This window comes from Rhodococcus sp. BUPNP1 (assembly GCF_002215235.1).
Classification (GTDB): domain Bacteria; phylum Actinomycetota; class Actinomycetes; order Mycobacteriales; family Mycobacteriaceae; genus Rhodococcus.
Genome location: NZ_NERM01000002.1, coordinates 219458 through 231566 on the forward strand (window position 1 = coordinate 219458; position 12109 = coordinate 231566).

Consider the following 12109-nt stretch of genomic DNA (forward strand, 5'->3'; position numbering starts at 1 on the left):
ACCTCGACGTCAGGACCCTAGACCGACCCGCGGGGTGGCTTCGACCGAAGCACCCACTCGATCGACCAGGAGCGCCATCTCGTAACCGACCTGTCCGATGTCGCACTCGGAGGCGGTCAGAGCCGCCAGGTGCGAGCCGTCGCCGACGCTCATCAGCAGCAGGTAGCCGTGCTGCATCTCCACGACGGACTGCAGCACACCCCCACCGTCGAACAGCTGCGACACACCGTTGGACAGGCTGGCCAGACCCGAGGTCACCGCAGCGAGCTGCTCGGCACGATCCACCGGGAGGTGGGCGCTGGCGGCCATGAGCAGACCGTCGGCGGACACGAGCACGGCATGCGAGACACCCGGGACTTCGCGCGCGAAGTTGGAAACCAACCAGTCCAATGGACGAGCTGCGTCGGATCCATGATCAATATTCATCGAACTCCCTGTTCGTCGTTCTCGCGATTGCTGGAATTCGCCGAGGCGCGTCCGTTGCGGACACCCTGCTGATGGCGGCTCAAGTTGGCCCGGATGGCTTCCGGGTCCCGACGTCGAATGGTCCTCGGCAGCTCACCCGTTGCCGGTGCCCGAACGGCACCCGGCACCAGACGTTCACCGGGAGCGCGCCGCGGAAGGCCCGCGGTGGTGTGCTCCTCCACGGGGGCCTCGGTAGCACGCTGTGCGGCTTCCCAACCCGCGTCCGCGGCGGAGTGCCACTCCCGCTTCCTGCGGTCCTCCGGAAGGCTCGTCGGGTCGACGAGCCAGTCCGACATCATCGTGGTGAAGATCGGGGTGTTCGCCGGCTGCGGACGGGCCGACGCGAGGTCGGACCGAGGCTGGAAGAACGATGCCGTCTTCGCCGAGTTGGTCCGGTAACGATGGCGGGCCGCCTGCTGTGCATCGCTGTGCGGCGAGACGGAGCCGCCGTCGGCGATACTCGGACCGGAGACCGTTGCGGCCGAATCGGGTTCGGAACCGTTGGTGGCCGCAGCGGGTCGCTGCGGAAGCCCCGGTGTGCTGCCCGGCTGACGACGCGGCAGACCGGGCGTGCTGCCCGGACGGCGCTGCGGGAGACCTGACGAGGATTCCTGCTGTCGACGGTCCGCGTCCGGCGCGGGTGCGCGCTGTGCATCCTGCGCAGGTGCGCGCTGTGGCAGGTCGGGACGGTTCGGTGCGTCCGGCCGGCCCGTGGAGTCGCCACCTGCGAGCGGTCCCGCCACCGGCTGCTGCGGCCGGTTCCGAGGAACGGACGGGGACGATCCGGTAGCCCGTCCCGGCAGGCCGGGAGTTGCGCCCGGCCGGCGCTGCGGAAGACCGGGGGAGGCGGGTCGCTGCGGCGGGGCCGGTGCGCGATGCGCCGAACCCTGCTGGGCGTCCCGTCCCTGCGGCTGGTCCTGCCGCGTGTCGCGGGGGGGTGCGGAGTCCGTCGGTGGCAGACCCGGTGTGGAACCGGGGCGACGCTGCGGAAGACCCGAAAGTCCTTCCCGGCGGCCCTGATCGGCGTCGGGTCGCGGACCGGCACCGTTGCGGCCGTCGAACGAGTGACCGTTGGTCTCGTCCGGTCCGCGACGAGGACCGCGCGGAGGCAGTGACGACGCGAAGGCTGCTGCGGCATCCGGTTCGATCCGGCGCGGCTGCGGCGACCGGGGCGGAGTCGGGAGGCCCGGCGTCTCGCCCGGCTGACGCGTGGGCAGACCCGGAGTTCCACCGGGACGACGCTGGGGAAGACCCGACGGGCCGAACTCGCGGGATGCCGGCGGTACCTGATTGTCGCGGGGCGACGGTCCCTGCGGATCGCGCGGCGTCGGGCCCTGAGGATCGCGGAGCGGCGGCGCCTGGAACGACGACGCGGACGGGGAGAACTCGTTCCGTCCCGCTTCGCGCTGCGACTCGTCGCGTCGCTCGTCCTCGTAGGACGGCTCCGCATCCCGTGCAGCGGAAGCGTTCTCGTCGACATCGTCGGCGTAGCCGTTGTTCGCGTAACCGTTGTCGGCGTAGGCATCCTCGGACTCGTCCGCACGGACGTCGTCGACGGAGTCGGCCTGCAATGTCGCGTACTCGTGCTGGTCGTCGCCCGCGGGCAGACCCTGCTGTGCGACGGGCGCCGAGAGCGCCGGCGCTGCCGAGTATTCCTCCGCCTCGATCTCGATGCGAGCCTGAGGACCGGTGTGCGACAACGCCAACGGGGAGACCAGCAGGACGTCCGGGATGTGGACGCTCGCGGTGATACCCGGGTTGCGTGCGGTATCGAAGGTCGGGCGCAGACGCACGGTGAGACCGTGCCGTTCGGCCAGTCGCGAGACCACGAACAGACCCATGTGACGTGCGGTATCGGGACCGACCTCGCCACCCTTGGAGAGACGCTGGTTGATGGACTCGAGTTCGTCGGCCGGGATACCGATACCGCGGTCGGCGATCTCGACGAGCAGGCCACCGTCGACGGCACGGGCGAAGCTGAAGGTGACGTTGCTGTCGGGCGGCGACGCGCGCAGCGAGTTGTCGACCAACTCGGCGAGAAGGTGCACGATGTCGGTCGCGACCGCGCCGCTGAGGGCACCGTCGGGAGTCGAACCGATCTGCACGCGCTGGTAGTCCTCGACCTCCGACATCGCGGCGCGCAGGATGTCGCCGAGCTGCACGGGCGCGGAGTGACCGCGGCGCATGCGGGTACCGGACAGAATCAGCAGGTTGTCGCCGTTCCGGCGCATACGCGCGGCGAGGTGGTCGAGGCGGAACAGGCTCTCGAGTCGGGTCGGATCCTTCTCCTCGTACTCGAGTCGTTCGATGAGGCCGAGCTGCTGCTCGACGAGCGACTTGGAGCGACGTGCGAGCGTCTCGAACATGTCGCTGATCTGCAGGCGGAGGTGCGCCTGCTCGCCGGCGAGGCGCAGTGCCTGCCCGTGCATGTCGTCGACGGCGCGGGCGAGCTGACCGATCTCCTCGGTGGTGTGCACCGGGACCCGGGTGAACTCGATGTCCTCGATACTGTCGCCGACCTTGATGCGGTCGATGGCCTCGGGCAGCTCCTGCCGCGCGACCTTCAGCGTGCCGTAGCGCAGGCGGCGGATCGGGCCGACCAGCGAACGGGACACGAGCAGTGCGAGCACGAGCGCCGCAAGCAGAGCTGCGAGCACGATCGCAGTATCGCGGAGAGCGGCCGAACGGGTTTCCGCGGCACGGTCCTGAATCGTGGTGCTGACCTGAGCCGACGCCTCGTCGATGATCGTGCCGTAGATGTCGACACTGTTGAGCAGCGACGCGCGGATGTTGAGGATCGGGAGCGGACCGGAACCGGCCGCGTCGACCATGTCGGCACGTTCCTGGACGCCGGCCCGCAGTTCGGCGATCTGCTGATCGGCCATCGGGTAGGAGCGGGCGAGCAGGTCGAGCATCGCAAGTTCGGCGCCGGAGGCGGACACCAGCGCGGTGCCCGGCTGGTTCGGATCGGCGAGGAGCTGGAGCACACCGAGAACCTGACCGAACAGGTAGCGCTGCGAGTACCAGGCGTTGATCAGCTGGTCGCCGTAGATGAGGATCTCGCGGTCGTCGACCTCGTCGAGGATCGCTTCGACGATGCGGTTCAGGCTGTCACGAACCTCGTTGGTGACGGCGCTGATCTCTTCGACCGGAACAGGCCCGGCCTGCAGTTTCGTGTAGAGCGACTGCGCGGAGGCGGCAGTACGGCTCAGGTCGGCGGTGACCGCCGGATCGAGTTCGGGGTTCTCCGTGACGGAGGCGATGGTGCCGAATGCATCGCCGAGCGCCGCCATCTCCTCTGGCGTCACCGTCCCGGCGGCGGCACTCGCGGTGGCGGTGGCGAACGCCGTCGAGAACTCGACGATGTCCGGCACGGCCGCGACCTGGTCGGCCGCGGACGAGAAGTGGACGGCGTTGCTGAGCTCGTTCTCGACACGAAGACCACCGAGGACCATTGCCACGGTCACGGGGACAGCGAGAACGGCGGTGACCTTCCTGCGAAGACCCCACCCCTCGATGTTCCACCACCGCTGCTGGGGCGGCGACTTGTCACTCATGGATTACAGCTCTCCTTCCACCCCGTCCGCGCCGGGCGACGAGCACCAGTCGGCACTGCACTCCGATGAGCGCGTTTTCGATCGAGTGCAGTCGAACGAGACGTTTCGGGTGAGGGCACCATATCGGGACATACAGCGGATACGGAAGAGTGAGTCCTTCCCGTACCCCCGCGCTGCCCCGGCCCCCTCTTCGGCAGCCACACGTACAGATGGCCGAATGGAGTGTACTCACGAGTAACGAAGAAGGCTAACGGCCCTTCCATGTTTTCGGTGCACGACATGCGAACCCCCGCTGTGATTTACAGCACAGCGGGGGTTCGGGTGATCCGGTCTCCGCATCGCGCGAGCCGAGGCGATCAGACGTCGAGGAAGCGGACGTCCTTCGCATTGCGTGTGATGAAGCTGCGTCGCGCCGCGACGTCCTCACCCATCAGGACGCTGAACAGCTCGTCGGCGGCAGCGGCGTCGTCGAGGGTCACCTGACGCAGGATGCGCACGCTCGGATCCATGGTGGTCTCCCACAGCTCCTTGGCGTTCATCTCGCCGAGGCCCTTGTAGCGCTGGATGCCGTCGTCCTTGTTGATCTTCTTGCCGGACTTCAGACCTGCCTCGAGCAGCGCGTCGCGCTCACGGTCGGAGTACGCGAACTCCGGCTCGCTGCGCTGCCACTTGAGCTTGTACAGCGGCGGCTGCGCCAGGAAGACGTGGCCTTCCTCGACCAGCGGCCGCATGAAGCGGAAGAGCAGCGTGAGCAGCAGCGTCGCGATGTGCTGACCGTCGACGTCGGCGTCGGCCATCAGGACGATCTTGTGGTACCGCAGCTTCGAGATGTCGAATTCCTCGTGGATGCCGGTACCGAACGCCGTGATGATCGACTGAACCTCGGCGTTCTTGAGGACCTTGTCGATGCGGGCCTTCTCGACGTTGATGATCTTGCCGCGCAACGGAAGGATCGCCTGGTACATCGAGTCGCGACCCGACTTGGCGGAGCCACCTGCGGAGTCGCCCTCCACGATGTAGATCTCGCACTTGCTCGGGTCCTTCGACCGGCAGTCGGCGAGCTTGCCGGGCAGACCACCGATGTCGGTCGCGCTCTTGCGGCGGACGAGCTCGCGCGCCTTGCGGGCGGCGACACGGGCGTGCGCCGACGACACGGCCTTGGTGACGATCGTCTTCGCGTCGGCCGGGTTGGCCTCGAACCAGTGCGAGATGTGCTCGTTGCACGCCTTCTGCACGAAGGACTTCACCTCGGTGTTGCCGAGCTTGGTCTTCGTCTGGCCCTCGAACTGCGGCTCACCGACCTTGACGGAGATGATGGCCGCGAGACCCTCGCGGATGTCGTCGCCCGTGAGGTTCGGGTCCTTGTCCTTGAGGAGCTTCTTGTCCTTCGCGTAGCGGTTGACGACCGTGGTCAGCGCCGCGCGGAAGCCTTCCTCGTGCGTACCGCCCTCATGGGTGTTGATGGTGTTGGCGAAGGTGTGGACGGACTCGGAGTAACCCGAGTTCCACTGCATCGCGACCTCGAGTTCGTGGCCGGTGCCCTTGGCGGTGAACCCGACCACCGAGTTGTGGATCGGCGACTTGGTGCGGTTGATGTGTCGCACGTAGTCCTCGAGACCACCCGGGTAGTGGTAGGTGCGGACCTTGACCTTGTGCACCTCGGGCTCGACGGCCTCGACGGCCTGGTCCTCGGCGGTCTTCGGCGCCTCTGCGGTCTCCGGGACGTCCTCGTCGGTGACCTCTTCGGGAGCGACCCGCTCGTCGGTGAGGGTGATGGTCAGTCCCTTGTTGAGGAACGCCATCTCCTGCAGGCGACGCGCGACGGTCTCGAAGTTGAACGTCGTGGTCTCGAAGATCTCCGGGTCCGGCCAGAAGCGGACGGTGGTACCGGTCCGCTTGGTGGCCTCGCCGCGGACGAGCTCGCCCGGCTTCGAGGCGGTGTACGTCTGCTCCCAGTGGTAGCCGTCGTTGTCGATCTCGACCTCGAGGGTCGTGGACAGGGCGTTCACCACGGAGATACCGACACCGTGCAGACCGCCGGAGACGGCGTAGGCATCGGAGTCGAACTTGCCGCCGGCGTGGAGCTGGGTGAGGACGACCTCGACCGTGGGGGCGCCGGAGGCGTGCATACCGACGGGGATACCGCGACCGTCGTCGACGACCTGGACTCCGCCGTCGGCGAGGAGGGTGACCTCCACCTTCGACGCGTAACCGGCCATGGCCTCGTCGACGGAGTTGTCGACGACCTCCCAGATCAGGTGGTGCAGGCCACGCTCTCCGGTGGAACCGATGTACATACCGGGGCGCTTGCGCACCGCCTCGAGACCCTCGAGGACGGTGATGGACGACGCACCGTACTCACTCTTGTTGTTGTTCGACTTCTGGGCAGCCACGGGTGGGTAGCTCTCCTTCTCCGATCGGCCCCGCGCACGCGCGCGACGCATTCCTGTCCATCCTACGTGCCCGTGAGCCTTGTGCCGGGGTGGACACGAAAGCGGGCGTTCCGCACCGCTGACGTCCCCGTAGCGGCCCCTTTGCGACCCGGACAGCGTGATTTCCTACGCGCTCCGATTTTCGCCCCTCGTACGGCCCGGGAGCGAGCCCGGGATCACCCGTAGGTGTCGCGGGGTCCGCGGCCGCGGATGTGGCGTTCGCCCTTCCGCCAGCTCGGCGCCGTCGGGCCGGTGATCCGCAGTTCCTTGACCACCCCGTGTCCCACGGCCGCGGCGATCTTGGCGAGGATCTGCGACTGCATCATCCGCAGCTGGGTGGCCCAGGCCGTCGACTCGGCCGAGACGTGCAGGATCCCGTCGCGCAGCGTGGTCGGCTGGGCATGGCTCGCGATGTCGTCGCCGACGACCCGCGCCCAGCTCCCCATGACGGTGCCCTCGGACACGTGCGCCGACCAGCCCCGCTGCTTGGACAGCGACTGCGCGAGTGACCCGAGGGTCTGGGGATCGCGGTCGTCCGGGCCGGGCCCCGACCAGCCACGACGTCGGCGTTTCGGGCGCAGCGGGCCACGCGACGCGCGTCCCTGGCCGACGGCCTTGCCGCTCGCCTTCGCGGCAGCCCGAGCCTCCTCGAGCGCGCGGCGGGCCAGATCGATGCCCTTCAGCTCCGGCTCGCCCGCACTGCGCTCCGGTCCGGCACCGCGTTCGGGACCTGCATGTTCGTCGTTCATCCGACCTCCCCGGTGATCGGGTCCGTCTCCCGTTGCACCGATCCCAGCACAGAGATACGACCATCTTCGGTGTCCTCGGCATGCACGGGGAATCGGGCACCGTTCAGCTCGGCCGGCACGTCCTCCGGCACGGCTGCCGTGATCAGCACCTGTTCGGCCGTCGCGGCTACGTCGGCGAGGGCGGAGCGGCGTCGTCGATCGAGTTCGGCGAAGACGTCGTCGAGCATGAGGACCGGGTCGGTACCGTCGGTGCGCAGCAGGGCGAACGCCCCGAGCCGCAGCGCGAGCGCGAAGGACCACGATTCGCCGTGGCTCGCATAGCCTTTCGCGGGTTCGGTACCGAGCATCAGGTCGAGATCGTCGCGGTGGGGTCCGACGAGGCAGACGCCGCGTTCGATCTCCTTCGACCGCACCTCCGCGAGGCGGTGGAGGAAGACGGTCTCGAGAAACTCCCGGTCGTCCGGCGCCGGTGTCCGGGCCGGGTCGGAGAACTCCGGCGGCAGCGCGTCGGCGAGGCTGCTGCGATAACGCAGGCTCGCCGGACGCGACTCGGGCGCGATCGACCGGTACGCCTCGGAGACGTACGGGGCCAGTTCGTGCAGCAACGTGATGCGCGCGGCGAGCAGTTCGGCTCCGTGGGCGGCGAGATGGCCGTCCCACACGTCGAGGGTCGCCAGAGCGCTCGCCCCGTCGCTCGAGCGGCTCCCGCGCCGCAGTGCTCCACCCGCCGTCTTGAGCAGGGCGGATCGTTGACGCAGCACCTTGTCGTAGTCGGCCCGCACCCCGCTCATCCGCGGGAAACGTGTGCTGAGCAGTTCGTCGAGGAACCGCCGGCGGTCGCCCGGGTCGCCGCGCACGAGCGACAGGTCCTCCGGGGCGAAGAGCACCGTGCGGAGGATGCCGAGGATCTCTCGAGGACGCCGGGCCGGCGACTGGTTGATCCGCGCCCGGTTCTGCTTGCCCTCGTTGATCTCGATGTCGATGCCGAGCTCACGACCGTTGTTGACGACCAGCGCCCCGGCGAACGCCCGCGACGTGCCGGCCCGCAGCAGCGGACCGTCGGAGGACACCCGGTGCGACGACAGCGTCGACAGATATCCGAGGGCCTCGAGCAGGTTGGTCTTCCCGTGTCCGTTGCGCCCGACGAAGACCGTCGCCCCTGGAGCGAGGTCGACGGAAACCGTTCTCCACGAACGGAAGTCGCGCAGCGAAAAGGTGCGAACGTACACGGGGGTCCAGTCTCGGGGCCGGTCAGCCCGGCAGGCGCACCGGCATCAGCAGATAGGTGTAATCGCTGTCCGGAGCGGCGAACGTACCCGAGGAATCCGGCACGGGCTCCTCGTCGAGCGCCGGCCGCAGCACGGCCGGACGACTCGAGGTGGTGAACCCGAACGAGACCTTGTCGGTGTGCAGCGACGTCAGGCCGTCGAGCAGGTAGCCGGGGTTGAACGCGATGATCAGCGGCTCACCGAAGAACTCCGCAGGATGCGATTCCTCGGCGCGGCCGGCGTCGTCGCCACCGGCCGAAAGCATCACGCTGCCCTCGGTGAACTCGAGTCGGACCTGTGCACCGCGCTCGGCGACCAGCGCGACACGCTTGATCGCGTCGACCAGCGGGGCGATCTCGACGGTCGCCATCGCGGTGTGCTCGTTGGGGAGCAACTGGCGGAACTTGGGGAATTCGGCGTCGAGCAGGCGCGTGGTAGTGCGGCGACCCTCGGCGACGATGCCGAGCAGGCCCTCCGCGCCCACCGACGACCCACTGCCCAGAGCCAGCTGGACCGGGGAGTTGGAGGACCCGCCAACGGTTTTCGCGGCCTCGGAGAGAGTCTTGGCGGGCACGAGCACGGCCGAGCTGGTGGACTCCGCGGTGGGCATCCACTCGAGCTTGCGCACCGCGAGACGGAACCGGTCGGTGGCCGCGAGCACCATGTCGGTGCCCTCGATCTCCACCCGGATACCCGTGAGCATCGGGAGCGTGTCGTCCTTGCCGGCAGCGACGGCGACCTGGCTGATGGCCTCGGCGAACAGATCGCCGGACAACGCACCGGTCTGCTGCGGGAGCTCGGGCAGCTGCGGGTAGTCCTCCACAGGCATGGTGGGGAGCGAGAACTTGGCGCTACCGCACGTGATGAGCACGCGGGTGCCGTCGAGCACGACATCCACAGGCTTGTGGGGCAACGCGCGGGTGATGTCGGCGAGCAGCTTGCCGGACACCAGCACCTGGCCGGGGGTGATGACCTCGGCCGAGACGTGGACCTGCGCGGATACCTCGTAGTCGAAGCCCGAGACCGTCAGCCCGCGCTCGTCGGCTCCGAGCAGGACACCGCCCAGGACGGGCACAGGGGGTCGCGACGGAAGGCTTCGGGCAACCCATGCAACGGAATCAGCGAAGTCCTCGCGAGGCACACGAAACTTCATACTTCCCAGCTCCATCGCCCGGTGGATCCCTTCGATCGTGGTCTCGACAAGTCTACGAAGTCTGTCACAGAACCCCGACACCGATGAGGCGGAGCCGGGGGATGCGGGTCCACGTTATGCCTTCCCTCGCTGCTTGGAAAGCCGGGAGGCTCGAGGCGTGAGCCTCACTCGAGGGCCTGTGGACCGACGCTCTCCACACACCTGTTTTGAAAGGAGATTTCTGAAGAGAACTCACAGAAGTAGTAATAGGGCCTGTGGAATCTGTGGACGAACGACCGTCTAGGCTGGTGGGGCGACGTTCTCGAGGGGGTCGAACTCGAGGATGAACTCGAGGAGTTCTCGAGGACGAATGTGGATTCCTCGAGACTGTTCATTCTTTGTCCACCGTTCGTCCACAAAGATCCCACGTTCTGCACACCCTTGTCCACAGGTGTGGGGACCGGAAATTTCTCGAGATATAGGACAGGGAGCGCCCTGTGGACGCTCCCTGTGGATGGAAACTCGAGGCTCGAGGAATCAGCGCTTGGACCGCTGCTTGATACGCGCGGTGAGCTCCTGCACCTGGTCGTAGACCTTGCGGCGCTCGGTCATCTCCTTGCGAATCTTCTTGTCCGCGTACATCACTGTGGTGTGGTCACGACCGAAGGTCTGCCCGATCTTCGGCAGCGACAGGTCGGTGAGCTCACGGCACAGATACATCGCGATCTGGCGGGCCTGCGCCAGCGGCCGTGCCTTTCCGGGCCCGCACAGGTCGTCGATCGACGTTCCGAAGTACTCCGCGGTCACGGCCATGATCGTGGCGGCGTTGATCTCGAGAGCCGAGGAATCCGGCATCAGATCACGCAGCACGACCTCGGCGAGGGTGAGATCGAGCGGCTGCCTGTTGAGCGACGCGAAGGCCGTCACACGGATCAGGGCACCCTCGAGTTCGCGGATGTTGCGTTCGATCCGGCTCGCGATCAGCTCGAGCACGTCGTGCGGCACGTTCAGGCCGTCCATGCGTGCCTTCTTCGACAGGATCGCGATGCGCGTCTCGAGTTCCGGGGGCTGGACGTCGGTGATGAGGCCCCACTCGAACCGGGTCCGCAGTCGTTCCTCGAGCGTCGCGAGCTGCTTGGGCGGCCGGTCGGACGAGACGACGATCTGCTTGTTGGCGTTGTGGAGGGTGTTGAAAGTGTGGAAGAACTCCTCCTGGATACCCTCCTTGCCCTCGATGAACTGGATGTCGTCGACGAGGAGGATGTCGGTCTCGCGGTAGCGCCGCTTGAACGCGACCTTGCGGTCGTCGCGGAGGCTGTTGATGAAGTCGTTCGTGAACTCCTCGGTGGAGACGTACTTCACCCGCATACCCGGGAAGAGCCGTTGTGCATAGTGGCCGGCGGCGTGCAGCAGATGTGTCTTCCCCAGGCCCGAGGCGCCCCAGATGAACAGCGGGTTGTAGGCCCGGGCCGGTGCCTCGGCGATCGCCACCGCCGCGGCGTGCGCGAACCGGTTCGACGCACCGATCACGAAGGTGTCGAAGGTGTACTTCGCGTTGAGGCTGCTGCTGCCGATGGGCGGCGTCTCGGGCGGCGGGGGCTGGGTGAAATAGGACGGCCACGACTCGCGGACGGCGGTCATCGCCTCCCGGTCGTCGTCGACCTCCTCGAGTTCGCCGTGGTCCGCCTCGAGCATGTCGTGATCACGCGACGGGATCATGCGACGTCGATAGGCACCCTCACCGGGGAACATTCCGTCCCGCTGGTATCCCCCGTCCCGCGCGGCGACGGCATCCCCGGATCCTGCAGGATCCCTGGTCACAGCGCCGTCGCGCGGTCCGACGCCGTCGCGGGGCATCGGAGGATCGCGGCGCAGATCACGACTGCGGGGCTCTACCGTGCGCGGGTCACGGTTGCGGGCCTCCGCCGTGCGCGGATTCACAGCCTGTGCATCTTCGGGGAGACCCTCGAGAGGCAGCGTGTCGCGGGGTTCGGCGTAGGGATCCTCGGCGGGGTCGTCCACGCGTTCCCGCGGTTCGACGCGCACACCGAGACCCTCGACCCGGTGACCGAGGTGCCGGTTGAGGGTGCGGAGGATGGGTTCGCGCAGATCACGTTCGATCGACTGCTGGGCGAGGGTCGACGGCACCGAGAGCAGGGCGAATCCCTGTGCGAGCGTGATCGGTTTGACCAGCGCGAGCCATGCCTTCTGGCTCTTCGTCAGCATTCCGTCGTCGATGGTCAGCTCGGATACGACGTCCGTCCACACATCGGCCAGCGCGTTCGGCTCGTCGCTCACGCAGCTTCCCTCCCTTTGATCACCGGTTTTCCACACGATTATCCACAGGTGTGGACAACCGGGGGAATCACCCGGTGGATGTGTGGATGGGAGGTGTGTATTCGCTCGGCGGGGCTCGTGGGCCCGGGCGGTCTGCGGGGATCAGTGTGACACACGATGCGACGCGATCCGACTCCGTGTTCGGTGAACGCGCCCGGAGGAGCTGCGC

7 protein-coding genes are annotated in these 12109 nt (G+C 67.6%); all 7 read right to left on the reverse strand.

Annotation, left to right across the window (positions count from 1 at the left end):
* Positions 1 to 9 precede the first annotated feature (9 nt).
* The 7 genes from B9C99_RS02890 to dnaA all read right to left on the reverse strand — a co-directional run bounded on the left by B9C99_RS02890 (position 10) and on the right by dnaA (position 11901).
* Positions 10 to 426: a roadblock/LC7 domain-containing protein gene (locus B9C99_RS02890; RefSeq protein WP_006550917.1), complete on the reverse strand. Its 417-nt coding sequence runs from the start codon at positions 424 to 426 to the stop codon at positions 10 to 12.
* Positions 423 to 4022, reverse strand: a complete 3600-nt coding sequence (locus tag B9C99_RS02895) for an ATP-binding protein (protein WP_088896899.1) — start codon at positions 4020 to 4022, stop codon at positions 423 to 425. Before B9C99_RS02895 ends, B9C99_RS02890 begins: the two co-directional genes overlap by 4 nt.
* 356 nt (positions 4023 to 4378) lie before the next feature.
* Positions 4379 to 6415: a DNA topoisomerase (ATP-hydrolyzing) subunit B gene (gene gyrB / locus B9C99_RS02900; RefSeq protein ID WP_016691073.1), complete on the reverse strand. Its 2037-nt coding sequence runs from the start codon at positions 6413 to 6415 to the stop codon at positions 4379 to 4381.
* Positions 6416 to 6630: 215 nt separating this feature from the next.
* Positions 6631 to 7203: a DUF721 family protein gene (locus tag B9C99_RS02905; protein ID WP_088896900.1), complete on the reverse strand. Its 573-nt coding sequence runs from the start codon at positions 7201 to 7203 to the stop codon at positions 6631 to 6633.
* Entirely contained in the window at positions 7200 to 8432 is a 1233-nt protein-coding gene (gene recF / locus B9C99_RS02910; protein ID WP_088896901.1) for a DNA replication/repair protein RecF, read from the reverse strand. The genes B9C99_RS02905 and recF overlap by 4 nt, the downstream gene beginning before the upstream one ends.
* A gap of 22 nt (positions 8433 to 8454) precedes the next feature.
* Positions 8455 to 9639 carry a DNA polymerase III subunit beta gene (dnaN, locus tag B9C99_RS02915; RefSeq protein ID WP_026060921.1) on the reverse strand — a complete coding sequence of 395 codons (1185 nt, stop codon included), beginning with the start codon at positions 9637 to 9639 and terminating at the stop codon, positions 8455 to 8457.
* Positions 9640 to 10140: 501 nt separating this feature from the next.
* A complete protein-coding gene (dnaA, locus tag B9C99_RS02920) occupies positions 10141 to 11901 on the reverse strand; it encodes a chromosomal replication initiator protein DnaA (protein WP_016691069.1) in 1761 nt (586 codons plus the stop codon).
* Between the last annotated feature and the right edge of the window lie 208 nt (positions 11902 to 12109).